We start from the raw sequence: 26967 nt of genomic DNA on the forward strand, positions 1-26967 counted from the left end.
AGAACTTCTGACTTTTACTCGATTTTTCGGATTTGTAGCATCGCGAATAGATAGCCTAAACCGAATAGTAGTAACGAGTACCGTAGCCATTGAATCTCATGGAAGTATTGTAAACCAAGCCAAAACAGTACTAGTGAAATGACTCTGCCGAAGTTCAATATAATTTCTTTAAAAACGACGTATTCAACCCGGTAATCCCTTGCATTCCTTGCCTGGCCAATGACATCGTAAGAGATGGACATGAACGGAGCAAAAAACAACGGAAAAGATAATCCAATCATCATTCCATATATATAAAGATCTACTGCGGTATTTGCATAAATAATCCAAATAACAGCAATGTATAGAGCGACAGAGCCAATAAATATAAATCGTTTCCGTTTAGATGGTTTCAACCAGCGATTCAATAACTGATATACCAATAACGATCCACCTGCATAGATAAAATTATAGATTCCGATGGTCATTTCTCGGTCGGTGATCATGAATACCCAAAGACCGACTGCAAATAAAAACACACCGTCACGAAATCCTTGTAGAAAGTGTGCATTCATCATTCGATACCAATTCGGGTTTTCCTTCCGCTCTTGTATTGCTCTACGAATAATGTACTGCCCGCTCGTTCGTCTGCGTTCAAGAAAGATACTGGTTATTACAGCTAATAAGAATAACAGAAACGATAAAAAAAATATCGTTAAATAGCCTTTGAATCCAGACAACACGGTAATTAAATACCCTGCAAATAACGGACCGATCATCCAAGCGATTGATTGCAATGTCCCCATCGTGCTATTGAAATAATCACGCGTGTGTGGTTCCGTCACTTCAAATGTCAACACATTAAATGCCAGCAAATAAAAACCGTAACCCGCTCCAAGAATAGCGCCAAGCAGTACATAAAATGATGAAGCGTGACTCCCTAATGACAAGAGACCAATAAAAAACAGTGAGATGAGTATAATTCCGACACGTAAAATGATCACTCGATCGAAGCGTTTTACCCATTTGCCAGCAATGATAAAAATAAACAACTGCGTTAAGTAAATGGAAATATTATACACGGCGAGCAATTCAATATTGTGAGATTGTTTCCAGAGAAAAATATTGACAAAAATATTGGACATGCTTAAACCAAGTGTATATAACGCAGAGATTGCTAGCAGATAAAATAAATTTTTTCTCTCGTATTCAGTTACGTCATCCCGATGGCGAAGTTTCATTTAGCTCCCTCTTTTCACTCATTAGTCTAAACAAGAGGAAACCAGTTATGCACGCTAAGCATTGCTGATTAAATGTACGAAATCTTCACATTCACATAACAACTTTTTTTATATAACTTCAATTTATTACATCAAAAAAGCTCTCTTCAAAGCAGAATAATGCTTTGAAAAGAGCTCATGAAACATGTTATTTCATTTTATTTAGCGTCTTCATAACGCTTGCTTACTTCATCCCAGTTTACAACGTTCCAGAATGCTTTAATATAGTCTGGACGACGGTTTTGATAGTTCAAGTAGTACGCATGCTCCCAAACATCCAAGCCAAGAATTGGCGTTTTACCGTCCATAACAGGAGTGTCTTGGTTAGGAGTAGAAGTAATTTCTAATTCTCCATTATTTACAATTAACCATGCCCAGCCAGAACCGAAACGTCCTGCTGCTGCGTTTGCGAATTCATCTTGAAATGCTGAAAAGCTACCGAATTTTTCGTTGATCTTATCAGCTAACTCACCGCTAGGTTCTCCTCCGCCGTTTGGAGAAAGAACTTGCCAGAATAGTGAGTGGTTCGCATGTCCACCACCATTGTTTCTTACTGCTGTTTGAATATCACTTGGTAGAGAATTAAGATCTTTTAATAACTCATCCAATGATTTGTCTTGAAGGTCAGAATGCCCCTCTAAGGCAGCATTTAATTTCGTCACATAGGTGTTATGGTGCTTCGTGTGGTGAATGTTCATTGTTTCTTTGTCGATGTGTGGCTCTAGTGCATCATATGCATATGGTAGTTCTGGTAATTCAAAAGCCATGATGAAATTCCTCCTTCAATAATTTAATACATGGAAAATCAAAATGAATTTCCCAACACCTTTAAGGTTATCAATGGTTAGAAGTTCCTGCAAGCTTTATGCTCTATTCAAATTGTTAAATCCTTGTCATTCTTTACGAGCGATTCAGCATTGATCTCATGATAAAATAAATACAAACAAACCTTTAGGGAGACACGAACCATAATGGATATAAAAAAGATAATCCGTGAACAAAAACATAAACTCATGTGGATTTTATTATTCAGCATCCTACTGGCTGGCATTATTGTCTTCCAAGCTTTTTTAATTGTTGAAATCATTCAATCGATTTTTGTTGAAAACGAGCCATTTGAAGCTGTCATTACTTTACTAATTCTCCTATTCATCTTCCTAATCGCACGCGTCCTTATTATTCATCTCATCGGTTCAGTTAGTCTAAGACTCGGATTTCAAGCTAAGAAAAAAATCAGAAGTCAATTATTGAACCATTTTTCAACTAAAACCATAACACCGACAAACGAAGACCAAACTGGAAAAAAAATAAGCTTGATGTTAGACACTGTAGATGAAGTAGATCCTTATTTTAGTGAGTACTTGCCTAAAGTCATTCAAGCATCGACGATTCCAATAACAATCTTGGTCGTTATTTTCTTTTTCAACTATCCTTCTGGATTAATCATTTTATTCACCGCTCCTTTTATCCCTTTATTTATGGCGATCATTGGGATGAAAACGAGAGATAAATCTGAAGAACAAATTGAACAAATGAATGCTTTTTCTGCGCAATTTCTCGACACTCTCCAAGGATTGAAAACATTAAAGATATTCGGTAAGTCTAGACAGTCTGAAACGAAGATCGAAACGAGCACGTTGGGATTTCGCGATGCAACGATGGATGTTTTGAAAGTCGCATTTGCTTCAGCGTTTATGATGGAGCTAATATCCATGTTAAGTATGGGATTAATCGCGTTGGAAGTATCCTTTCGAATGATCATATTTGATACGATTACTTTTCATACTGCATTTTTCGTTCTTTTATTAGCTCCCGAATTTTATGTATTTTTGAAAGAATTAAGCAGTGCTTTTCATTCCGGCAGGGAAAGTTTGACAGCCATAAAGAAAATAGATGAGGAAATTTCCACTGAGTCACAGGATGTCAGTTGGGGTAACCATAAGCTGCAGAAGGACTCTCCATCTACCATCAAACTAGACAATGTTGAAATGCAATACCCTAACGAAGGTTTCTCACTTGGCCCGATCAATCTTCATATTGACCCGTATGAAAAAATAGCGTTAATCGGTGAAAGTGGATCTGGAAAAACGACTTTATTTCATCTATTAGCTGGCTTGATGGAACCAAAAGCAGGGACAATCTATTTGGATGGTTATGCCAAATCAGATGTCGATTCATCCTCTTGGTTTAATCAGCTAGGTTATCTGTCACAAAATCCTTATATATTTGCTGGAACAATCGCAGAAAACATATCGCTTAGCACGAACAAACGAGTCAATGATCAAGATATTTGGAATGCACTAAAACAAGTCGAACTTGATTCTCTTGTTTCTACTTTAGAAAATGGCATTCATACGACGGTCGGTGAAGGTGGACGAGGTCTATCTGGTGGCGAAAAGCAACGGTTAGCACTTGCACGAATCTTAGTGAAACAACCTTCAATTTTATTATTTGATGAACCAACGACTGGGCTTGATTTAAAAACGGAAAAAGTCATTCAAAATACGCTTGAACAATTAACTGAAAAAATGACGGTCATTACGATTGCTCATCGGGTAAAAACAATTCAATCAAGTGATCGTATATGGATAATGGAAGATGGCAAAATTGGAGCAGATGGTACACATAAAGAATTGAAGCATTCCAACAAGTTCTACCAAAGCTTGATCACATCAACGAGAAAGGAGAACATTGAATGACAAATCTACGGATAGTAATAAACGAAATTTTAAAAGAGAAAAAAGATGTTCTTCTATCTGTGTTGTTTGGGTTCATTGCAGGAATGGCAGCGATTGGCTTATTTTCAGCAAGTGGGTATTTACTATCCAAAGCAGCAATTGGTGTACCACTCACTGCATTGACTGTCGTCATTGCGATTGTTAAATTGCTTGGCGTTACGAGAGCGTTTAGTCGCTATGGTGAGCGTTATTATTCACACCGTGCCAGTTTTACGGTTCTCGGACATATCCGCAAAACGTTCTATCGAAGACTTGATCAATCATTCTCATCTCTCATGCAAAAATATCAATCCGGTGACTTGCTCTCACGTATGGTTGGGGATATTGAATCATTGCAAACCTATTTCTTACGCGTGCTATATCCACCAATCCTGCTCTTTTTTATTTTCTTGACGACGATTTTCTTTGCGTCCTTTTTCTCATTTTGGATTGCTGTCATTATATTCATCGGCTTTATTCTACAAGTTTTAGTCTTGCCATCAGTTTTTTATTGGTGGCTGATGAAAACGAATCCGAATGTACGAGCGACTCGCACTGCATTATCCAATGACTCGGGTGAATATCTTTTTGGGTATAAAGAGCTGAAAATTTTCCAACGAGAAAAATACCAAAAAGATAAATTGATCAATAAAAGTGACCACTACGAACAATCCGTATTTAATCAAAAAAGAAAGGAACGTTTGCATCAATCCATTTACACATGGGTCGGCTATTTTATCATTTGGCTTGTTTTAGCTACAGGTGCCTATTTTGTATCAGATGGTGATTTGAACGGAATCTATTTGGCTGTCTTCCTATTACTAACAATTACATTGTTCGAAAACAGCGAGGTATTAAGTGCCCTTCCGATTCATCTAGCAAATAGTCAAGAGGTTAGCGAACGGTTAAGCGAAATAAAGCCCATCGTTCAAAATGAAAGGAAGACAACAGCCCCTTCCTTCGAATCTTTGCGTATCAATCAACTGACATTCCGTTATGACAACGCACTTTCACCCGCATTAATTGATGTTAGCTTTCATTTAAACAAAGGAAGTAAAACAGCTATCGTAGGGCCTAGTGGTTCAGGTAAGTCGACAATCATTGATTTAGCCCTTGGCATTGAATCTACACAAACTGGTTCTATCGAATGGAATCACATACCGATTTCACAGCTTGAACCGAGTTCTATATGGAACCGATCAAATGTTGTATTACAAGAAAACCATTTCTTTTATGGGACTGTTCGTGATAATTTGCTAGCGGTATCATCGTATTCAGATGTTGATCTCGAGAACGCTCTTCGTCGGGTAAACCTACCTTATTTAAACCTTGATTCACTTATATTAGAAAAAGGCAGTAATTTATCAGGCGGAGAAAAACAACGTTTAGCAGTTGCAAGAATATTGCTGAATCCAGAAGCTGAGCTTTGGTTATTGGATGAACCGACATCAAGCTTAGATACAAAAAATAAGGACAATATATATAAACAACTTTGGAATGAAACAAAAAATAAAACCGTACTATTGATTACACATGAACTAACTCACTTAGAAGACATGGATCAAATTATCGTTCTACAAGAAGGTAAAATTGTTGAATCAGGAACATATGAAGAGTTAATGAACCGTAAAGGTGAGTTTTACCAAATGAAGCAAATTGAAGACTCTGTCTTGTTATAAGGATCATCGAGAGTTAAAAAAGTTTGAGTTATATAATTAAGATTGAATTATATCAAAACCCCAGTTAGGGCTTATGCGTTGGCCACTAAGTGGGGTTTTGTTATTTCTCTATTATTTATCGTTATTGTTCGTCGTCATATAAAGAAGGACTCTCTTTTGATGCGACCCAAAAGGCTAAGAAAATCGATCCGATTAACACAATCGGTGGTGCATAGATAATTAGTAGTTCTTCCATATCATTCACCTCAACTATTTATCGCCTTGAATATATCTCTTGTCGAATAAAAATAACCTGAAAACTAAATACAATGACGGAACGAGCATAACAAATCCTAGAATGAATACTGTGATTAATGATATCGCCATTGTATCGTTTGTAAATCCGTCATTTACTGTTAAGTGAGGATAAAGCAAATACGGATACTTCGAAATGCCGTACGCATAAAAAGCAAATGCGAACTGTCCGAATAACAGCGTTACTGACCAGCCATAATTTTTCTTTTTGATAAGAAAATATACAGAACCAATAAAGAATATAAAGGAGATGGCAAACATCCACCATAAGTCAATGATCAATTCTAAATGATCTGGATTATGCCAGCGTAGTTCGTATATAATCCCACCAGCAGTAACAATCAGAGGCACAGCCCAAATTAAAGCGTATTTTCGCATTAAGTTGGTTGCATTGGTATCGCCTGCTTTATCTGCATACCACGTTAGGAAGACGGCTGAAATATACAATACAGCAACGACAGCCAGAACGACAATACTCCACGTCAATGGGCTTGTAAATAATGACCAATAGTCCAAGATAGGTCCAGAGTCAGTTATTTCAATAAATCCTCCTTCTGAAATAGCGAAAACGACAGAAAGAGATGCTGGAAATAGTAAACCTGACACCCCGTACATAAATGCATATCCATTATGTCCTGTTGGTCCATAGGTTTCGAAAGCATAGTACGAACCGCGTATTGCTAGTAAGATCAGTGCGATACTGACTGGCACTAACAAAACACTTCCATAATAATAAGCAGTTGATGGGAAAAAACCGACAATGCCTACGAAGAAAAACACTAGAAAGACGTTCGTGATTTCCCAAACAGGCGAAAGATACCGCTGAATAACCTTTGTTAATATATGCTCTTTCCCGGTTAATTTACTGTAAGCATTAAAGAACCCTGCACCGAAATCTATGGAGGCGATCATCACATATCCAAATAAAAATGTCCATAAAACAGCCATACCTAAAATCTCATAGCTCATCGACCCTCACCACCTTGTAATGATGCTAGATCATTTTCTACTGGGTTTTGTTTAAACATACGCGTGAGCACAACGACGACCCCGATACCTAGTATTAAGTACAGAATCGCAAACAAAACAAACATCAATCCGACATGATCACTTTGTGTTGCCGCTTGGTCAACAGTCATAAAACCTCTTAAGATCCATGGCTGTCTCCCGAATTCAGCTAGCCACCATCCTGATTCGATCGCTATCATAGATAAAGGGCCACCTAGCAAAATACAAAAACGAAACCATTTTTGTCGGATCCAATTCCAGTTGTACCGCGTTCCAATTACATAAATCAGCCCTAAGAAAATCATCAATGAGCCTATTGTAATCATAATGTCGAAGAAATAGTGAATAAACAAAGGTGGTTGCTCTTCTTCCGGGAATTCATTTAACCCTATCACTTCAGCAGATGGATTATTAAACGCTAAAATACTTAATGCATATGGAATCTCAAGCGCATAGCGGACGTTTTGATCGTCATCCAATATACCCATATATATAAGTGGTGCTTCTGTTTCTGTTTCAAAATGCCATTCTGCTGCAGCTAACTTTTCTGGTTGGTGCTCTGCCAAGTACTTTCCAGAAAAGTCTCCGATTAATGCTGATGCAATTGCAAATACTAAACCAACTTTCATCGTCAAGTGCAAGCCTTTTTTATGATAGGTTTGTTTCGAACCACGCAATAAGTGAAAGGCAGCGATTGAAGCCAAAATAAATGCTGAAGTCATGAACGCAGTAGCGACAACGTGTGTCACTTTTGTCCAAGTTGCAAGGTTGAACATTGCCATCAGTGGATTCACGCTTGTTAACTGTCCATTAACGATTTCAAACCCTTCAGGCATATTCATAAACGCATTGACCGTTGTTATAAAGAATGCCGACATTGCAGCTCCTATAGCAACTGGTACGAGTAATAATAAATGTTTTTTTGGATTTTCAAAGCGATCCCAAGTATATAGATAAATACCTAAGAAAATTGCTTCAAAGAAAAAAGCGAATACTTCCATGAATAAAGGTAAGGCAATCACATGCCCGGCTAATTCCATGAACCTTGGCCAAAGGAGGCTTAATTGCAAGCCAATCGCCGTCCCAGTAACTACACCAACAGCTACAGTTACAACAAATCCTTTGGCCCATCTTCTCGCCATTAATAGATAATGAGGGTCATTTCGTTTTATGCCGATCCACTGTGCAATCATAATCATTAAAGGTACGCCAACACCAATCGTCGCAAAGATAATATGAAAGCTTAGCGTCAACATGGTAAGCATTCTACTTCCAAATACCGGATCATCAAATAACATGCTTCTCCCCCCGTCGAGTAATATCATCTATCAATTACTATTATACCCTATCTGATCTTGACTAAAGCTTATATCTATGATGGTTATATGGCTTTATTATGTACTATTTGTGAATGAATTCTCAATTTGCTAAAACGAATAAAAAATACACTTTTAAGTATCTTGAATCTATTAAAATGATGGAAACTGTCGTGATATTCTTGGTTTTCCACAATAACATTAAAACAAACCTTTGTTGATCGAACAAAAGACAGACCTCCAGAGAGTCAATACTCATAGAGGTCTGCTAAATACTTATAATGTTGCTCGATCCGATCGATTATTGATAAATAACGACAAAATAAACCCTATTATAGAGATTATCGCTGCAACGTAGAAGGATACAACTACACCATTAATTTCACCGGCGACTCCGGCATTCGGTGTAATTTGATGTGTCATAACGGAAACGAGCAAAGCTGTTCCTACCGCACCTGATATTTGACGAAACGTATTATTCATTGCCGTACCATGTGGCAAATATTTCTCAGGTAACACATTCAGACCAGCTGTTGTTGAAGGCATCATAATCATCGCAATAGAAAGCATACGCAACGTATTTGACACCGTTAAATATAAAAACGATGTGGACTCGTCTAAATTTGTAAACAACAATGTTGTCAGAAAGAGGCCCAATGAACCGATAATCAGTAACCAACGTGGTCCAAACTTATCAAATAACGTTCCTGTCACAGGATTCATTAGTCCCATTAAAACTGCCCCAGGCATTAACATGAGACCTGAGTCCAATGGAGAAAAGCCAAGCATATCTTGCATAAAGATTGGCAGTATGATTGCTCCGCCGATCATTGACATAAATGAAACCATACCAATTACTGTCGCAATCGTAAATGTTTTAAATTTAAAGATTCGAAACTCCAAGATTGGCGTTTCCATTCGTAATTGTAAACGAATGAAAAGGAATAAAGTGATTGAACCTACTAATATAGAAATAATGGTTTCTGTCGCCAGCCAACCAGCATCCCCTGCTACACTGAAACCATAAAGTAATCCACCAAATCCAAGTGTAGACAAAATGATTGATGGAATATGAACGGATGGGTATGTTTGTTTCGTTATGTTCTTTAAAATAAAATAAGCAACAATCATATCGAATATCGCTATTGGTAAGACAATATAAAACAAAATACTCCAGTGATGATTTTCAACAAGATAACCGGATAACGTTGGACCGATTGCTGGTGCAAAAGCAATAATCAGACCAAAATATCCCATCGCTTTTCCTCGTTTATCAATCGGAAAGATTAAAAAGAGAATCGTTTGCATTAACGGCATGATAATTCCAGCACCAGAGGCCTGAAAAACACGTCCGACTAGCAGAACTTCGAAACTCGGTGCAACCGCACATAATAAGGATCCAAACGCAAAAAGACCCATTGCTGTCAAAAAGAGTCCACGCGTTGTAAATCGTTCAATCAAAAAAGCAGTAACAGGTATCATAATCCCGTTAACTAGCATAAAAATGGATTGAAGCCATTGACCTAAGTTTGGATCAATCTGTAAGTCCCTCATTATATATGGTAACGCCGTGCCCAATAAGGTTTGATTTAGAATTGCTACAAAAGCCCCAGATAATAAGGCGATCATTAAGGGAACTTTTTTTATTTTACTTCGTTCTTCATCTGTCATGGTGAACCTTCCTTCTACCTTCGCAAATTAAGTATTAGTATAACAATTTAGTAACCCGAAATAAATAAATATGATTAATAATATTATTCATAAAATTTACTCGCATAATGGCTTATATACATGATAAAAAACAAAAACTCTAAAAGTCGATTGACTTTTAGAGTAATTATTTTATGTATGGCGGAGGAGGAGGGATTCGAACCCCCGCGGGCCGCAAAGCCCCTGGCGGTTTTCAAGACCGCTCCCTTCAGCCGAACTTGGGTACTCCTCCGAAGAGTAAATGGTGGACCCTGCAGGACTCGAACCTGCGACCGATCGGTTATGAGCCGATAGCTCTAACCAGCTGAGCTAAGGGTCCTAAGTATTTAATGGGGCGACCGGTGGGAATCGAACCCACGAATGCCGGAGCCACAATCCGGTGCGTTAACCACTTCGCCACGACCGCCATATGTAAAATGTTTAATTCATAAAAAATAGCGGCGGAGGGAGTCGAACCCACGACCTTACGGGTATGAACCGTACGCTCTCGCCAGCTGAGCTACGCCGCCATATGGCTCCAGCGGCAGGATTCGAACCTGCGACCAATTGGTTAACAGCCAACTGCTCTACCACTGAGCTACGCTGGAATATAATAAAGTAATTTTTACGTGGTACACGCTTTGCTTAATATGCTCAGTGCTCGTCGTGTATCCACTCCTCGCAAACCTACACTGAAGCTTCTCAAGATGTTTACGGTTCGCTACGCTGGAATATAATAAAGTAATTATTATCTGAAACACGCTTTACTTAATATGTTCCGTGTTCGTCTATCTTATTTCGTTCACTTCGCAATTTTCGACGACGAAATATAATTTATCATGTTCCTTCATGATTGTCAATCCTATCTCCATAAAGTTTTCTTTTAAAATTTTATTGGAAAATATAAAAAGGTCAAAAATTAGGATAAGACTTACCAAAACAGTCCTTTAGAACCGTTAATCTACCTCCAGTAACCTGCAAATTTCATAAAATTATAACCGCCCTCTATGTTAGAAAGCGGTCATACATACCATTTCATTTAATGATTGTTTTTGACTTCTTGCGCTACGTTTGATGCATGATCTCCTATTCGTTCTAAGTTACTAATCATATCGACGAATACAATTCCTGCAGTCCCATTACAGATCCCTTTATTTAGACGTAAAATATGATTTTTTCGATAAACTTTTTCCATATTATCAATTGCATTTTCTTTCGCCATTACAGCATCGGCTAGTTCGACGTCCATTGTTTCGAATGCTTCCAAAGCTTGTGAAACTGTTGAAATAGTTAAATCGAGCATTTCATTTAAGTCTTGCATCGCATCTTCAGTAATAATGACTTTATTCGTGAGTTTATACTCATTTAGCTCAAGAACGTTTTCAAAGTGGTCCCCTATCCGTTCGATATCGCGGACAATATTCACGATACTGGAGTGTAACGTACTATCCGCTTCAGTAATCGATGTACTAGAAATTTGTACAAGATAGTTCGTGATCTTTTTATCCAAATCATTTATCGCATGTTCGAATTGATAAGCCATTTCGGAGTGTTTTCCACTGTTAGTATTCACGTAATCCCTTGTCTCTTGCAACCCTTGTACAGCTAATTCGCCCATACGCAACGTCTCTTGTTTAGCTTGGTTAATCGCCACAGAAGGTGATTGCGCAATAAATATCGGGTCCAAATGTTTTGGTTTATAATCAATTACTTGATCCTCACCAGGAACAATTTTCGTAACAAGTACAGCCAATAAAGCTATAAACGGAAACTGAATAATCGTATTCGTAATATTAAACGTACCGTGAGCAAACGCTATGGTCATTTTCGGTTCCAATGCCAGCACTTCTTGCATCCAAGAGATTAAGCTTGTAAATGGAGGCAAAAGTATTAAAAAGAGTATTGCCCCAACTAAGTTAAATATAACATGCGTTGCTGCCGCTCGTTTTGCTGCTACACTGGCGCCTATTGCTGCAATAACGGCCGTAATGGTTGTACCGATGTTATCGCCGAATAAAACAGGTAATGCAGCGGCTAACTCAATCGCGCCTTCCGCATGTAACGATTGCAAAATCCCAATCGTTGCCGAAGAACTTTGCACGATGACTGTAAAGATTGTTCCGACTAACACTCCTAATAGTGGTATTTCACTCATCGAAACAGTTAATTCTTGGAAGGTATCTAAAGTTCGAAGTGGTTTCATACCTTCACCCATTAGTTCGAGACCATAAAACAACGCACCAAAACCAAAGAAAACTTGTCCCAAATAATTAATCCGATTATTTTTAAAGAAAAATAGTAATAATGTACCTACTGCAATTATCGGAAGTGCATATGCAGAGATATCAATACCGATAATGAACGCAGTGACCGTTGTACCGATATTAGCCCCCATAATGACTCCTATTGCCTGTCTAAGGGTCATAAATCCCGCGTTAACCAAACCAATCGTTAACACAGTTGTTCCTGTACTCGTTTGTATTAATACGGTAACGACTATACCAGCGAGAACTCCCATAAATGGGTTCGTTGTAAAACGATCTAAAATTTCTCTTAGTTTATCGCCGGCTGACTTTTGGAGGCCATCCCCCATATATTTAATTCCGAATAGAAAAATTCCTAATCCACCAATGAATAGGAATATCATTTCTTGAACAGATACATCTCCCATTGATTTCACCTCTGTTTAATTATTAACCCTTTCACATTATGTAGAACAAAGTCGTTTATTGTAAACGGTTAAGGTGAAAAATTTACACAATCTTTACAATCGAGAATAATGGTAAATTATTCTGTAGATCGGTCGACCTCTTTAACTACAATCCTTGTTCCCTCAATTTGCACAATCTCAACCTTTTTATCCATTTCAATCCACTTTCCTTCAGAAACTGCACTGTATTTTTCTTCATTTACTACAATCGTTCCCGTCGGTCGCAAAACCGTTTTTGTAATGCCTCTTTCTCCGAGCAAGCTTTTATATTCGTCATTTAATGAATTGTACCCCGCTTCACTCGTCAGCTGATCTTTCAAAGCAATTTTTGACCACATATTCCTTTTCGGAAATACTTTTAATAAAAACAAGCTACTTAAACTACCTAACAAAACACCCGCAGAACTATAAAAAGATGCTATCCAACCTGGTGCAGTATAACCGATTATAAAAATCATCAGTAATAAACCAATAACACCCAATGTACCATCATTAATTAACTTTCCGTCTAAGACTACTAACCCAAGTCCTACCAAGAAAACTGCAGTAATGATCAGTAATTGTAAAGAGTCCAGATAAAAAGAAAAGTAATACGCTATAAATCCAAGTCCTAAAATTGCTCCTACACCTTTAATTTTTACAAAAAGCTCACCAAACAAGAAAAACAACCCTAAAAAAGGAATTAAAAACACGAAAAAATTATGATCTAAAAGCATTTCTCTCCCCCGCATTTCTACATGACTAAATATTTTTATTCTTCTCTTTATTTTATATAATAATATTGTAGAAATAAACTAATATTGAAACCAATACGTTTTATCAAGTGTTAATATGGTAAATTGAATCGGTTTTGTGTTATTATCTATATTGGATATTTATTTTTCTAAAGATTAAAGGAGAGTTGTAGCATGCCTGCAATTACACACCGTAAGGATACGAGACCTGTACGTGTAGGAGATGTTGTCATTGGTGGAACAGACGAAGTTATTATTCAATCGATGACGACAACAAAAACACACGATGTTGAAGCTACTGTTGCAGAAATTCATCGGTTAGAAGACGCCGGCTGTCAAATCGTTCGTGTAGCATGTCCAGATGAACGTGCAGCAAATGCACTTCCAGAGATAAAGAAACAAATTAATATACCGCTTGTCGTTGATATACACTTTGATTACCGTCTCGCACTGAAAGCGATTGAAGGCGGCGCGGACAAAATCCGTATTAACCCTGGTAATATCGGTAAAAGAGAACGTGTTGAAGCTGTCGTAAACGCAGCGAAAGAAAAAGGAATTCCAATTCGAATTGGAGTCAACGCGGGATCATTAGAAAGACACTTGTTAGAGAAATATGGATACCCTACAGCCGAAGCAATGGTTGAAAGTGCTCTTGAGCATATTAAAATACTCGAAGATCTAGACTTCTACGACATTGTCGTTTCATTGAAAGCATCTGATGTTAACTTAGCGATTGAAGCATATGAAGAAGCTGCTAAACAAATTCAGTATCCGCTTCACCTTGGTATCACTGAATCAGGTACATTTTTTGCTGGTTCTGTAAAAAGTGCAGCAGGTCTAGGAGTTATTTTAAACAAAGGGATTGGAAGTACGCTTCGAATTTCTTTAAGTGCTGACCCTGTACAAGAAGTGAAGGTAGCAAAAGAATTGTTGAAGTCATTCGGCTTAGCTGCCAACGCTGCAACATTAGTTTCATGCCCTACTTGTGGAAGAATCGAGATCGATTTAATTTCCATTGCGAATGAAGTCGAAGAATACATTCAAAAAATCCACGCACCTATTAAAGTTTCTGTACTTGGTTGTGCCGTAAACGGACCAGGTGAAGCGAAAGAAGCAGATATAGGTATTGCAGGAGCACGCGGCGAAGGTTTACTATTCCGTCACGGAAAAACCGTCCGTAAAGTCCCTGAAGAAACCATGGTTGAAGAATTGAAAAAAGAAATCGATATTCTTGCTGAAGAGCATTATCGAAAACAAGAAGAAGAAAAACAAAAACTAAACACGTAACCTTACTAAGACAAAGCCGGTGATGAGAATATACGCTCGTTACCGGCTTTTTTGTCTAAATAATTGGATTCACCATCAGTCGGAAAATGACCGCAAACATTGATAATATAATGGCAGCGTTTCCCAATATCAAGCTGTTTTTCCGTATTGCATATACGCCCAACACTCCTCCAACTATAGCGAAAAATATCGTCCATATAAAGAACGAAATCACCGCTACGCTAAGTGCTAACCATCCCCATCCGTGCTGTGCACGTACTTTCATATTCGTTCGTTTATCATATTTCTTTACTTCTGAACGACTTGATTCATGAGGATTAATCGCTGGTGCATCCGCAGTAAATTCCGTATCATAATGATTTATTGACTCTACTTCTTGTTCCGAGTCTGTGTTTTGTTCATTGACATGACTGGTTGATGTGAAATCATCCTGGTTAGAAGTGTATTCTGATTCATTATTATATTGATCATCTTTCATGATTGCATGCCTCCACTTTATTTTCGTATCTTTAGTCTGTGTATAAGTGGTTATTTTATGAATGAAAATTATTATTTTCGTCACAATTGGGTTGGTTCGCATGAGCCATCCTCGTTGTTCATACATATATATAAATGAAATGACTACAGAAAGGTTGATCCCATGATTAAGCAACTCGTTCGGATGAAGTTAGCACAAACTTCACCAAAAGAAATCGTTCAATATAGTCAACGGTACAATATTCCGCTTACTATGAGCCAATCTGAAGAATTACTCGACTTCATCCACACAAAAAAAATCGACCCTTTTTCGGAAAAGGATCGATTGAAAACATTTTCTTATATTGAACAAAATATAGGTCGTCGAGAAGCCAATAATGCGAAGAAATTATTGGAAAACTTAGCTAAAGAGTATAACTTAGACCACTTGTTATAGTTTACCCTTATTGATTAACAATTTTATCTTTTAAATCTTCATCGAAAGCGCCGTTTTTCAACATGTCAATTTCAAATTTGTAAGGTGGCTTTCGGTTCTTTTTATCTTCACCGACATACGGTGTTTCCAATATTTTAGGTACTTCATTAAATTCAGGGAGATGAATGACACGGTGCAATGCCTCAAACCCAATGTGACCGAATCCAATATTTTCATGTCTGTCTTTTCTTGCCCCTCTTTCATTCTTACTGTCGTTAATATGAAGTACCTTTAAACGGTCCAATCCAATAATGTCATCAAATTCTTTTAACACGCCGTCCAAATCATTCACAATATCATAACCGGCATCATGGACGTGGCAAGTATCAAAGCAAATAGATAAACGATCATTATGAGTGACACCATCAATAATGTTGGCGAGTTCTTCAAAGCTACGACCACACTCTGAACCTTTTCCAGCCATTGATTCTAAAGCAATTTGAACGGATTGATCTTTTTCAAGCACCTCATTCAACCCTTCGATGATTCGCTTGATTCCAACATCAACTCCAGCTCCGACGTGAGCTCCTGGGTGTAAGACAATTTGTTTAGCACCGAGAGCCTCTGTCCGTTCGATTTCACTACGTAAGAAATTGACACCTAATTCAAAGGTTTCAGGCTTCGTTGTGTTCGCAATATTAATAATATAAGGGGCATGGACAATGATTTCATTGATTCCATGCTCTTTCATATGAGCTTTACCTTGCTCAATATTTAACTCCTCTATTGCTTTTCTTCTTGTATTTTGTGGCGCCCCTGTATAAATCATAAATGTGTTGGATCCATAAGAAACTGCTTCTTCACTGGATGCCAATAACATTTTCTTTCCGCTCATTGAAACGTGTGAACCTAAAATCATTCCCGTCTCCCCTTCCACTATTTTCTCTTTTTCCGAAATTGGTCTCTTTTCATTTGTTGTTTAATTCGTTCTTGTTCAGACTTCATTTTCTTTTTATAGCCAGGTTTCACTTTTTTCTTTCTTCTGACTTGTTGCCACGCTTGTGCGTCTAGTTCAGATTCTTTCCTCTCACGCTTTTTCCGTTCATTCCATTCTTTGACTTCAACCCATTCACCTTGTTTAATATCCATATTTGTGAATGACAAGCCTCGTTCTTCTAATTTTTCAATTAAAGGTAAATCTTTTTCTTCATAAAAACTTACGGCTGTCCCTTCAAGCCCCGCTCTTGCGGTACGGCCTACACGGTGAATATATGAATCCATTTCTTGTGGTAACTGCGCGTTAAAGACATGACTAATTCCAGGAATATCGATTCCTCTTGCGGCTAAGTCAGTCGCCACAATATATTGAAAACGTAATGATTTTAATTCTTGAAGCATACGCTTTCGCTCACGAGGTTTTAATCCCCCATGTATTAAACCAACTTCAAATCCCTTCGAAATTAATTCATTCGCCAACTCATCCGCATCTTCTTTCTTATTCACGAATACTAATGCGATATATGGATTAATTAACTCCGAAGCTTTGATTAGCAAGTCCGCTCGATTTCGGTGCCGCAATGGGACTAAACGGTGCTCCAGTTTCTCTGGTCCAAACGAACCGTGATCTATTTCGATATGGAGCGGATTATTTAAATAACGTTTCAATAACGGCTGCAAGCCTTTTGGAATCGTTGCAGAAAAAATCATCGTTTGAACATCTTCTTTTAAGCGGTATAAAATTTGATCAACTTCATTAATTAAACCTAAATCGATCGTCAAATCAGCTTCATCAAGAACGACTGTGTTCACAGACGCCGTTTTAATTGCCTGCTCCTTCATAAAATCAAGGATTCTTCCAGGCGTACCAACAATTAAATGTGGCTGGTTTTTCATTTTTTGTAATTCGCGGTTTTTATCTGTGCCACCAATGACCAACCGAGCATTCCATCCAACCTGATCATCTGCGAGATGAATTATTTTTTTGACTTCATCAAAAATCTGAATCGCCAACTCACGTGTCGGTGCGATTACAATTTTTTGTACAGATGCATCTGTTGTGTCGATTTGTTCGAATAACGGGATTAAATAAGCATGCGTTTTCCCAGAACCTGTCTGAGATTGTCCAATAATACTCCGATTACTGAACGACTGAGGGATCACCTCATGTTGGATCTCAGTTGGCTTTTTAAAGCCTAATTGGTGAATAATTTGAAGCATATTCTCACTTAGTGCATAATCATTAAACATTTTAGTCATAAGACGAATTCTCCTTTAAAACTGCCATCTTTTATTATAAATCACAATAGAATGAATTGCCAACGACTTAACACTTTGTAAAAGTTACTCATAGGCCTTATAATAGGTTTAGAGAGATATTATTGCGATTTGAGGAGGAACCAATCAATGGAAGTCATCAAAATAGCCCCTAGAGGTTATTGTTATGGTGTGGTTGACGCAATGGTCATCGCAAGTAATGCCGCAAAGGATCCTAACCTACCTCGGCCAATTTACATTCTTGGGATGATTGTTCATAACAGCCACGTCACTAACGCTTTCAAGGATGAAGGGATTATTACGTTAGATCAACGTGGAAAGTCACGTTTAGAATTATTAAAAGACATCAATGAAGGAACGGTTGTTTTTACTGCTCATGGTGTATCACCAGAAGTAAAAAAAGTCGCTGAAGATAAAGGGTTAACTGTTCTTGACGCAACGTGTCCAGATGTAACTCGAACACATGACTTAATTCGTGACAGAGTAGCTGATGGATATGAAATTGTATACATCGGTAAAAAAGGTCACCCCGAGCCTGAAGGAGCTGTCGGTGTCGCACCAGACCACGTCCATTTAATACAGACAGAAGATGATGTCGATAACTTAACGATCGATCCTACTTCGAAAATCGTTGTCACGAACCAAACGACGATGAGTCAGTGGGATGTACATGACATTATGCTTCTCGTCCAAGAAAAATATCCACAAACAGAATTGGTTCAAGAAATTTGTATGGCTACGCAAGTTCGTCAGGAGGCAGTTGCTGAACAAGCAAAAGATGCGGACTTAACACTAGTCGTAGGCGACCCAATGAGTAACAACTCCAATCGGTTGGCACAAGTATCAAAAGAACTTGCCAATACAGAAGCATATCGAATTGCCGATGTTTCGGAAATCAAATTGGAATGGCTTGAAGGCTGCGAAAAAGTTGCCGTTACAGCTGGTGCTTCAACACCAACTCCAATTGCCAAAGAAGTCATCAAATTCATCGAGAATTATGATAAAAACGATGAATCGACTTGGTCAAGAGAAAGCCTTGTAACGAGCACAAAAATTCTTCCAAAAGTAAAGCCTAATAAAAAGCCTGCCAAAAAGAATCGTGCGACAATCAAAAAATAAAGTACATCTCGCAAGTAAATTTATACTGTTTCTGTAAGCCTCTCGCTTAGGCTTATAGAAACAGTTTTTTTATGCTCTCCATCTTGGTGATAGACAGTCCAGATTTCAGCTTTTCTATCGTTTATTCGTTTGTTTCTTATCTTCAAATATTCCTCGCCCCCCCCAATAAACCCCACCAACATAATCCGGTAGCACTTCCCTTCCGTTTTTATCGACATTTTATTCCAATATACTGAACAGGAAAAAATGCGATGTGAATTCATATAGTGTAGGATAAAACACAGGAGGGATATTCATGAGCTTTTATCAAGCTAACAAGAGTGAGATGTCGAAGCTTCATGTATTAAGTCACTCGAATATTTGAAATGGAAGAAAATAAAAAACAATAATTAAGATGATTACCTATTGTCTGGTAAATTTTGAACGAGTCCTGTATTATCAACCTATAAAGTTTTTATATATTAAAACTTATCAAAAAAACATACATCGGAGGTTTATATGAAAAAAAATACGTTATTATTGATTGCAGTTGGGCTAATATTTGTACTCTTAGCAGCTTGTAACTCTTCGACAGATGAAAAGAGTGAAGAAGCAGTCAATCCGGACGACCCAATCGTTGTCGGGTCTTTTGTGGATACAGAAGGTGGAATTTTAGGTAATATGGTTTTGCTAATCCTTGAAGAAAATGGATACAACATAACAGATAAAGTTCAGTTCGGTACACCTGATGTGCATAGAAACGCACTTTTACAGGATGAATTAGATATCGGAATCGACTATACAGGAAACGGACAATATTATGCTGAAAATGTCGATGAAGAAGTGTGGAGAGATGCATCAGAGGGATATGAAACCATAAAGAAATATGACAAAGAAAATAATGATTTAATATGGTTGGCTCCAGCTAATGCGAACAACACTGAAATGTTAGCTGTCAAAAAAGAGTTTGCCGAAAAGCATGATTTGAAAACATTAGATGATTTTGCGGATTATGTCAATGACGGCGGCGAAGTGACTTTAATCACGAGTCAGCTTTTCGCAGAGAAGAAATTAGGATTACTAGGAATGGAAGAAGAATACGGTTTCAATTTAGATTCAGATCAAACGATCATGCTTCCACACGGAAACACAGCTGAAATGATCAGTGCTCTTGTCCAAGGTACAGATGATGTCAATGTATCACTTGTCTATGGTACAGATGGCTCGTTACCTGATTTGAATTTAGTTGTTTTAGAAGACCCGCTTTCTATTCCACCTGTATTTGAACCGTCTGTCGTTGTCAGAGCAGAAGTTTTAGACGAATACCCTGACATTCAGAACATCATTGAAGATGTGTTTACGTCAATTGATTTAGAAGACTTACAACATATGAATAAAGACGTCATCGTAGACGGGCTATCACCAAAAGATGTCGCAAGAGACTATTTGACAGAAGAAGGATTTTTAGACTAAATACAGTCAAAAAGGTGTTGGATGAATGATTACAATAAATGATAAAACATTGCTGCTGCTATCCTCTATAGGAGCAGCAGCATTTGTTTTTTTGAATCTCATAAAACATAAGCCAAATCGAATTCTACCTGGAGAACCGTATACAAGCTTCGAGATTTTCGGAAATATAGGTATAACAATCCTTCTTGTATGGGGGGTATTCATCGTATTCTCTTTTGTTGAACTAAAGCATAAAAACAAAATCATATTTATATTAACAACAGGTTTGATAATCGCTTTATTTTCGTTATTACTTTCCAATGTTGAAGCGTTGATCGATGGGCAGTCTTCCGCGCGTATAAGTTTTTCAGCAGGTTTTTATGTGCAACTATTTTGTATATATATGCTTTTTTCGACTTATACAGAGCGGATTAAAAACCATACATATATAAAATGGATTGGATTATTGAGTATTGTTGGTTTTTTCTATTACTTTACGAATACAGACGCATTTTCAAATCTCTCATTAGTGAAAGAGTACACAATTAAAAAAGAGCAATTTTATGATCACCTTAGAATCCATGCACTTCTTACGTTTGCTTCGGTCATTACCGGTGCATTTATAGCAATACCGCTAGGATTTTTAGCGTATTCTAGAAAAAAATTAGAAGATAAAATTATGGTTCCATTAAGTATTATCGAAACGATTCCAACATTTGCTCTTTTTGGTGTGTTACTTGTTCCGCTCGCTGGCTTAGGAAGCCTTCCTTTCTTTGAGCAAATCGGCGTTAGTGGCATAGGCTGGGCTCCTGCTTATGTTGCCCTCACATTATACACATTGCTTCCAATCGGCCGAAATACATTAACAGGCTTTCATTCCGTTAATCAAAACGTTATTGAAGCAGCAACCGGCATGGGGATGAGCAACAGACAAATTTTACAAAAGATTGAGCTTCCATTAGCGTTTCCGGTTATTTTTACAGGTATACGCATAGCGTTTATTCAAACAATTGGTGGAGCTGTGCTCGCTGGTCTAGTCGGCGGTGGTGGAATGGGAACATTTGTATTTCTCGGGCTTGGTGAAGCATCGCCTGATTTAATTTTGTTAGGTGTCCTACCAATCGTATTTTTCACCATCCTGCTTGACTATATTTTACGAACCATCGAAAAGATAATCGGGGGTATAATCTATGATTAACATCGAACACGTGACAAAAAAATATGGTGACTTTACTGCTGTGAATGATCTCTCTTTGACCGTTGAATCTTCTGAGTTCTTAGTTATACTCGGTCCATCTGGATGTGGAAAATCAACTTTACTGAGATTAATCAATAAAATGATTGAAAGAAATGATGGGGTTATCACGGTTAATGGTGAAAATATTGATGACTTAAAAGGTGTACAATTAAGAAAAACAATCGGATACGTAATTCAAAATATTGGGTTGTTCCCCCATATGAACGTCTATAAAAATATTGCGACTGTTCCACGTTTGTTAAAGTGGAACGAAGATACAATTGCCAAACGAGTATCTGACATGCTTGCTTTAGTCGGCTTGGAGCCTACGATTTACCAAGTGAAAACACCTGCACAATTATCAGGCGGAGAGGCTCAACGTATTGGTGTGGCACGAGCGATGGCATCTGACCCGGAGATTCTTCTGATGGATGAACCATTTGGAGCAGTTGATCCAATTAATCGGTTAAGATTGCAAAAGGAATTTAGAAAGATTCAACGAAAACTGAAAAAAACCGTTGTCTTTGTTACACATGATACAGATGAGGCACTGCTGCTTGCAGATCGAATTTGTATCATGAATAAGGGCGAGATCGTACAAGTTGATACACCAGAAAACATCGTTCTTCATCCTAAAAATGACTTCGTAAAAGACTTCTTTAAAGAAGAAGGTATTTTAACCATTTTGTCACGGAAGCCTGCGGTGGATTATGCAGAACCGTTCGAGTTAGATGAAAACCCACTACATCAAGACGCGACAATGAGAGATGTACTATTAACAATGTTAACGACTGGTCAAGAGCGAGTATCTCTTATTAACGGCAGCATTTCATGGGATGCTTTATTACAAATCGCCGGAAGTGATGTCCATGACAGTGAATAAAAAAGGACTTTTTGTTGCAGCGTTTCTTACAATTCTCTTAACTGTTATCGTGATTTATTCAAAAGGATTTGAACAAATTCTCTACAAATTTTTCAGTTCAAAAAGCGAAAACGGATCTCGAACACTGCTCGTTGTTTATTTTTTTGAACATCTCTGGATGGTTATCTTATCAAGCTTGATTGCAATTGTACTCGGAACAGCTATCGGTATTTTCATCACGACAAGTTACGGCCGTGAATTTAAAGCCCTTTTATTAAAAACAGTCAATTTAGGCCAGGCCTTCCCTTCTCCTGCTTTACTCGCTCTTGCAGTTCCTATTTTAGGTTACGGCATTAAAGGAGCACTCATCGCCCTTGTCATTTATATATTAATGCCGATTGTGTACAACGTCGTCATCGGAATAGAAGAAGTACCTAAAGATATCGTTGATGCCGCAAAAGGTATGGGAATGTCGGAAGTAGAAGTCTATCGGAAAATAAAAATCCCGTTAGCATTAAATGTTATTCTAGGAGGAATTCGCACCGCCCTTGTAATAAACATTAGTGCGACAACATTAGCAGCAACTGTTGGGGCTGGTGGTCTTGGTGTATTAATCGTAAACGGCGTAAAAACGTTCGATATGGTTTTAATTTTAGAAGGCGTTATTCCGGTAACGTTACTTGCTATTATAGTAGAACTGTTATTAAAAGCACTGCAGCAAAGACTAATTTGGAATAGTTAAAAATAACGTTTAACCGGCAACTATAATTCTCTCAGTCCAATCCTTAACAAATAACGTGGAGCTCATCAATTACGATGGTCTCCACGTTTTTTGCCATTTATATGCTATTGGAACCTTCACTACACCTATAGAAGTAGTCCTTTATGAATCAACTGCTGGATCAACCGTTATGTCATAATATACATTTGACACTTTTGGAACTTCATTACCTATTCGTCGAGCTATTCGATCTAAAACATTATCAGGTATTTTTGCCCGCATCATTTGTGTTGAATTTATTTTCTCTATCATTTTAACCAATATAGGATATGTCCATTGTTCGCCACTAAAATCCCACTCAGGCTGCAACAAAACTGTATAAAACTGTTCCAATTGGTATTCTAAACCTGCTTGGAAAACTTCAAACCTTAAAATGGCTTCACTTTCACGTAAAACATGAATACGTTCTTCGGTAACCTTACCCTTCACTTTACCCGCTAACCCAACGAGTGTAATAGGCTGCTTACCCAAAATATAATCCGGTACCCGGAGGTGTCTGCCGAGCTCCTCAACTTCCTGCCTGTATAACCAACAGAGTGGCTTAAGTTCTTTTAACCCTAGCATACTTGATTGATGAAATAGATCTTTTGCATCATCTTTATCACCGTACAGAGCATTCGAAGCATACCATTTAATTGTCTTAAGCTGACTAACCTCTCTTTGAACAATATTCACCAATTGATTTTCTACGGCAAGTTCTTTTTCTTCGTCAATTTCGATTTCATTCAAATTTTCAAAGAAAGAAGCCTGTTCATCTAACGTTGTGATGTTCATATTAAACCTTTGTGATAATACATTTGTTGTTTCTTCAGGTTCACTTTTTCGCAATAGTCCGTTATTAATAAACAAACCAACCAATTGGTCTCCAATGGCCTTATGAAGAAGTACGGCTAAAACGATTGATTTGATATCTTCGTTAATGGAAAGGATTACTTTTTCTTCTCTGATCGTCTCACGAATTTCAGCTATACTTTCTTCCATAAAATTTTTCATCGTCCATTGACCGTTACATCGACATATATCATATAAAAAATTCCGTAAAAGATCATCACCGTTTTTAGTTGCTTCCATTTCGGGATGGAATTGAATACCAAAAATCTGTTTTTCCTCAGAGCTAATGGCAGCAATCGGACAGCCCGGTGAATGAGCAAGAAAAAGAAACCAGGTGGCGCTTCTTTCACTCGATCTCCATGCCTCATATGAGCTGTGTTGTAGACGGGTAAACCGTTAAATAATTTATTTCGAGAGTCCGCCTTAACTTCTACAATCCCAAACTCATTTTGTTTTGTATCATCTACAACACCGCCGTAAAACTGGGTAATCAGCTGCAACCCGTAACATACACCTAATATAGGTACATCCAGTTCAAAAATCTTCGGATCTGGTTTTGGAGATTTGTTTGTATAAACACTCTCAGGGCTTGCACCCAAAACAATACCTTTTGGTCTCATATTTTTTATTTCTTCTGCAGTGATTGACGGCGGAACAAGTTTAGAATAAACATTTAATTCTCTGATTTTCCTTGTCAATACCTTATTCATTGGACTTCCAAAATCAATAATAATAATCTTTTCGTTACTCGCCCTCACTCCATACACCTCATCTCTTCGTACATATAGATAGATGTACCCTTTTCGCACATCAAATTAACAAAACGGAATAGGATTTTCAGATTAGTCCCATGAATGGTGTTCATAATAATTCCTTTCACGGCTACGAGTAATTTGTTATCTTGTAGCCAATTATCGAAGATTCAATACTTATCAAGCAATATTTCAAGTTTGATTCAAATCTGTTCTCTTCTTGTTTTATTTTCAATGAATCAATAGCCTATGATAAAATGAATTAACTATCATTTATAGTTTAGAAAGGATTGATTATGTCTTGGATAATAAAGTTGCTGTCATTACAGGTGCTGGAAGCGGTTTAGGTGCAGCTCTAGCAAGAAAATATTCGAACGATGGATTTCATGTTTGTTTATTAGGTAGAACAGAAAATAAGTTGGAGAGCACTGCAAAAACATTACCAAACAAAAGCTATTCAATTTTTTCTGTAGATATTTCATCTAAAAAAGAGGTAGCGAATGTTTTCGCGAACATAAAAGAGAACCTTGGTTCAGTTAATGTTCTTGTTAATAATGCAGGTGTTGGTGTATTTGAATTGGCTGAAAAATTAACTGAAGATGCTGTGCATCAAATGATCGACACTAACTTAAAAGGAACCATTTTTTGTACACAAGAAATACTCGCTGATATGAAGGAACAGAATAGCGGCAGTATTATAAACATCGTATCTACAGCTGGTTTAGAGGGAAAAGAAACTGAATCAGTATACTGTGCAAGTAAGTTTGGTATGCGTGGCTTTCATGAAAGCCTACTCGTTGAACTAGAAGATACAGACATTCACGTATTCGGCGCATACATGGGCGGTATGTCTACTGAATTCTGGGATGGCATTTTAGATGAATCGGTTACTTCAGGTCTAATGGACCCTGAAGATATCGCAGACATCATCTACCATAACGCTTCTATTAGAAAACACTTAAATGTAGAGCAAGTTGTTATAAAGAATCATTAATTTGTTAAAAAAGGAGCTAAATCTCTCATGATTTTAGCTCCTTTTCTTATGTAACTTGTTTTTTATATAGTCAATAATTACTTTAGTAGAGTAGTATTTATTTGTAGTTTGTTCTAATCAAATAACATTGCATTATTCCGCTCAAAATCAATTTGACAAGTACAAACTTGTATGATTATATTAGAGCTAATTGAATAAATGAATCACTAGGGGAGCAAAAATTTGCTGAGAAAGACATGTCTTGACCCTTTGAACCTGAACTAGGTCATACTAGCGTAGGGAAGTGGTGGCGATACGTACAAAAGTATCTTTTATTCTACCATTCCCTCTATTAGTGGAATGGTTTTTTTGATTCATTTTTCAAAATAGAAAGAAGGAGATAAGATATTATGACGTTTACAGATCGCCTATTCAAAACTGTCGAACCTGTTTGGAATAGTTATTTAGACCATCCATTTGTGAAGGGTATTGGGGAAGGAACCCTCGATAAAGAGAAGTTTATTCATTATATGAAACAAGATTACGTATACTTAATTGAATACTCTCGTGTGTTCGCAATTGGTAGTACGAAAGCGAATGATTTAAAAACAATGACTATTTTCGCTAATCTACTTCACGGCACAATGAATTTTGAAATGGATTTGCATCGTAAGTATGCAGAGAAATTCAATATTTCGAATGAGGAATTAGAAGCGACAGAACCTTCAGCTGCTATGACTGCCTATACAAGTTATATGATTAGCCAAGCACAGCTTGGCGGTGTGGAAAACGCTATTGCAGCAGTACTTGCTTGTGCTTGGAGTTATAATTGGATTGGTAAGAAGTTAGCTGAATGGCCAGGTGCATTAGAGCACGACCTTTATGGAAACTGGGTTCAGATGTATTCTTCTGAAGGTTTCACTGAAATTGCTGAAAACTGTATCGACTTGATAAATGACATTGCAAAAGATAAATCTGAACATGAGTTGAAAAGAATTGAAGATATCTTTGTCAGAACGAGTTACTTTGAATACATGTTCTGGGAGATGGCAGAAGATGTCTCTATGTGGCCAGTAAAAGATTTAGCAAAAAATTAATTAACGAACAGTAAAGCAAACAAAC

23 protein-coding genes, 5 tRNA genes, 1 pseudogene and 1 riboswitch are annotated in these 26967 nt (G+C 37.5%); of the genes and pseudogenes, 11 read left to right on the forward strand and 18 right to left on the reverse strand.

Translation table 11 applies throughout. The annotated features are described in order from the left end of the window. Positions 1–14 precede the first annotated feature (14 nt). Together FPQ13_RS01135 and FPQ13_RS01140 are read right to left on the reverse strand one after the other, a co-directional pair. Entirely contained in the window at positions 15–1220 is a 1206-nt protein-coding gene (locus FPQ13_RS01135; protein WP_144087461.1) for an MFS transporter, read from the reverse strand. Between the two features lie 197 nt (positions 1221–1417). Further along, on the reverse strand, positions 1418–2026 hold the full coding sequence (locus tag FPQ13_RS01140; protein WP_144087462.1) for a superoxide dismutase: 609 nt from the start codon (positions 2024–2026) through the stop codon (positions 1418–1420). 204 nt (positions 2027–2230) lie between these two features. On the opposite strand from FPQ13_RS01140, the gene cydD reads away from it, so the two are divergent. Continuing rightward, complete coding sequence (gene cydD / locus FPQ13_RS01145; RefSeq protein ID WP_144087463.1) at positions 2231–3958, forward strand: thiol reductant ABC exporter subunit CydD; 1728 nt, start codon at positions 2231–2233, stop codon at positions 3956–3958. Beyond that, positions 3955–5655 carry a thiol reductant ABC exporter subunit CydC gene (gene cydC, locus FPQ13_RS01150; RefSeq protein WP_144087464.1) on the forward strand — a complete coding sequence of 567 codons (1701 nt, stop codon included), beginning with the start codon at positions 3955–3957 and terminating at the stop codon, positions 5653–5655. The genes cydD and cydC overlap by 4 nt, the downstream gene beginning before the upstream one ends. Positions 5656–5776: 121 nt before the next feature. Here the strand turns inward: cydC and cydS are convergent, their stop codons facing one another. The 11 genes from cydS to FPQ13_RS01200 form a co-directional block, all read right to left on the reverse strand. Then, entirely contained in the window at positions 5777–5890 is a 114-nt protein-coding gene (gene cydS, locus FPQ13_RS13975; protein ID WP_377863226.1) for a cytochrome bd oxidase small subunit CydS family protein, read from the reverse strand. A 14-nt stretch (positions 5891–5904) separates the two neighbouring features. Continuing rightward, positions 5905–6918: a cytochrome d ubiquinol oxidase subunit II gene (locus FPQ13_RS01155; protein WP_144087465.1), complete on the reverse strand. Its 1014-nt coding sequence runs from the start codon at positions 6916–6918 to the stop codon at positions 5905–5907. Further along, on the reverse strand, positions 6915–8255 hold the full coding sequence (locus FPQ13_RS01160; protein WP_144087466.1) for a cytochrome ubiquinol oxidase subunit I: 1341 nt from the start codon (positions 8253–8255) through the stop codon (positions 6915–6917). The genes FPQ13_RS01155 and FPQ13_RS01160 overlap by 4 nt, the downstream gene beginning before the upstream one ends. A gap of 294 nt (positions 8256–8549) precedes the next feature. Continuing rightward, positions 8550–9944 carry an MDR family MFS transporter gene (locus tag FPQ13_RS01165; protein ID WP_144087467.1) on the reverse strand — a complete coding sequence of 465 codons (1395 nt, stop codon included), beginning with the start codon at positions 9942–9944 and terminating at the stop codon, positions 8550–8552. A 178-nt stretch (positions 9945–10122) separates the two neighbouring features. After that, a tRNA-Ser gene (locus FPQ13_RS01170) sits at positions 10123–10215 on the reverse strand. 10 nt (positions 10216–10225) lie between these two features. Further along, a tRNA-Ile gene (locus tag FPQ13_RS01175) sits at positions 10226–10302 on the reverse strand. 11 nt (positions 10303–10313) lie between these two features. Beyond that, a tRNA-His gene (locus FPQ13_RS01180) sits at positions 10314–10389 on the reverse strand. A gap of 29 nt (positions 10390–10418) precedes the next feature. Beyond that, a tRNA-Met gene (locus FPQ13_RS01185) sits at positions 10419–10492 on the reverse strand. 3 nt (positions 10493–10495) lie between these two features. Beyond that, positions 10496–10570 (reverse strand) — tRNA-Asn (locus FPQ13_RS01190). A gap of 431 nt (positions 10571–11001) precedes the next feature. Then, on the reverse strand, positions 11002–12633 hold the full coding sequence (locus FPQ13_RS01195) for a Na/Pi cotransporter family protein (protein WP_144087468.1): 1632 nt from the start codon (positions 12631–12633) through the stop codon (positions 11002–11004). 116 nt (positions 12634–12749) lie between these two features. Beyond that, a complete protein-coding gene (locus FPQ13_RS01200; protein ID WP_144087469.1) occupies positions 12750–13388 on the reverse strand; it encodes an NfeD family protein in 639 nt (212 codons plus the stop codon). A gap of 192 nt (positions 13389–13580) precedes the next feature. On the opposite strand from FPQ13_RS01200, the gene ispG reads away from it, so the two are divergent. Continuing rightward, positions 13581–14693 (forward strand): flavodoxin-dependent (E)-4-hydroxy-3-methylbut-2-enyl-diphosphate synthase, encoded by a 1113-nt coding sequence (gene ispG / locus FPQ13_RS01205; RefSeq protein WP_144087470.1) that lies wholly within the window; start codon positions 13581–13583, stop codon positions 14691–14693. 55 nt (positions 14694–14748) lie between these two features. Here ispG and FPQ13_RS01210 read toward each other — a convergent pair whose 3' ends face one another. Then, positions 14749–15171, reverse strand: a complete 423-nt coding sequence (locus FPQ13_RS01210) for a hypothetical protein (protein WP_144087471.1) — start codon at positions 15169–15171, stop codon at positions 14749–14751. Between the two features lie 162 nt (positions 15172–15333). Between FPQ13_RS01210 and FPQ13_RS01215 the strand changes: the two genes are divergently transcribed. Further along, complete coding sequence (locus FPQ13_RS01215) at positions 15334–15606, forward strand: DUF2624 family protein (RefSeq protein WP_144087472.1); 273 nt, start codon at positions 15334–15336, stop codon at positions 15604–15606. Positions 15607–15613: 7 nt separating this feature from the next. On the opposite strand, the gene FPQ13_RS01220 is transcribed toward FPQ13_RS01215, so the two are convergent. Continuing rightward, positions 15614–16504, reverse strand: a complete 891-nt coding sequence (locus FPQ13_RS01220; RefSeq protein WP_144087473.1) for a deoxyribonuclease IV — start codon at positions 16502–16504, stop codon at positions 15614–15616. A 17-nt stretch (positions 16505–16521) separates the two neighbouring features. Then, positions 16522–17841, reverse strand: a complete 1320-nt coding sequence (locus FPQ13_RS01225) for a DEAD/DEAH box helicase (protein WP_144087474.1) — start codon at positions 17839–17841, stop codon at positions 16522–16524. A gap of 147 nt (positions 17842–17988) precedes the next feature. Between FPQ13_RS01225 and FPQ13_RS01230 the strand changes: the two genes are divergently transcribed. From FPQ13_RS01230 to FPQ13_RS01250, 5 genes are all read left to right on the forward strand, one after another. Then, positions 17989–18978, forward strand: a complete 990-nt coding sequence (locus FPQ13_RS01230) for a 4-hydroxy-3-methylbut-2-enyl diphosphate reductase (RefSeq protein WP_144087475.1) — start codon at positions 17989–17991, stop codon at positions 18976–18978. 498 nt (positions 18979–19476) lie between these two features. Continuing rightward, positions 19477–20430: a glycine betaine ABC transporter substrate-binding protein gene (locus tag FPQ13_RS01235; protein ID WP_144087476.1), complete on the forward strand. Its 954-nt coding sequence runs from the start codon at positions 19477–19479 to the stop codon at positions 20428–20430. A 25-nt stretch (positions 20431–20455) separates the two neighbouring features. Continuing rightward, positions 20456–21607, forward strand: a complete 1152-nt coding sequence (locus tag FPQ13_RS01240; protein WP_144087477.1) for an ABC transporter permease — start codon at positions 20456–20458, stop codon at positions 21605–21607. Beyond that, positions 21600–22529 (forward strand): ABC transporter ATP-binding protein, encoded by a 930-nt coding sequence (locus FPQ13_RS01245; RefSeq protein WP_144087478.1) that lies wholly within the window; start codon positions 21600–21602, stop codon positions 22527–22529. The genes FPQ13_RS01240 and FPQ13_RS01245 overlap by 8 nt, the downstream gene beginning before the upstream one ends. Further along, positions 22516–23250, forward strand: coding sequence for an ABC transporter permease (locus tag FPQ13_RS01250; protein WP_186279502.1), 735 nt, complete (start codon positions 22516–22518; stop codon positions 23248–23250). The genes FPQ13_RS01245 and FPQ13_RS01250 overlap by 14 nt, the downstream gene beginning before the upstream one ends. A gap of 141 nt (positions 23251–23391) precedes the next feature. On the opposite strand, the gene FPQ13_RS01255 is transcribed toward FPQ13_RS01250, so the two are convergent. Both FPQ13_RS01255 and FPQ13_RS01260 read right to left on the reverse strand, forming a co-directional pair. Beyond that, entirely contained in the window at positions 23392–24270 is an 879-nt protein-coding gene (locus FPQ13_RS01255) for a GMP synthase (glutamine-hydrolyzing) (RefSeq protein WP_186279503.1), read from the reverse strand. Between the two features lie 99 nt (positions 24271–24369). After that, positions 24370–24830 (reverse strand): annotated as a pseudogene (locus tag FPQ13_RS01260) (glutamine amidotransferase-related protein); the annotation flags it as partial. Positions 24831–25173: 343 nt separating this feature from the next. Between FPQ13_RS01260 and FPQ13_RS01265 the strand changes: the two are divergent. Beyond that, the gene (locus tag FPQ13_RS01265) at positions 25174–25866 is read left to right on the forward strand and encodes an SDR family oxidoreductase (protein WP_144087482.1); all 693 of its coding nucleotides are present in this window, start codon (positions 25174–25176) and stop codon (positions 25864–25866) included. Between the two features lie 198 nt (positions 25867–26064). Beyond that, positions 26065–26165: riboswitch (TPP riboswitch) on the forward strand. A 90-nt stretch (positions 26166–26255) separates the two neighbouring features. Continuing rightward, positions 26256–26942, forward strand: coding sequence for a thiaminase II (gene tenA, locus FPQ13_RS01270; protein WP_144087483.1), 687 nt, complete (start codon positions 26256–26258; stop codon positions 26940–26942). The last annotated feature ends 25 nt before the right edge of the window (positions 26943–26967 follow it).

This window comes from Allobacillus salarius, from assembly GCF_007559425.1.
In the GTDB taxonomy this organism is placed as follows: Bacteria; Bacillota; Bacilli; order Bacillales; family Alkalibacillaceae; genus Allobacillus; species Allobacillus salarius.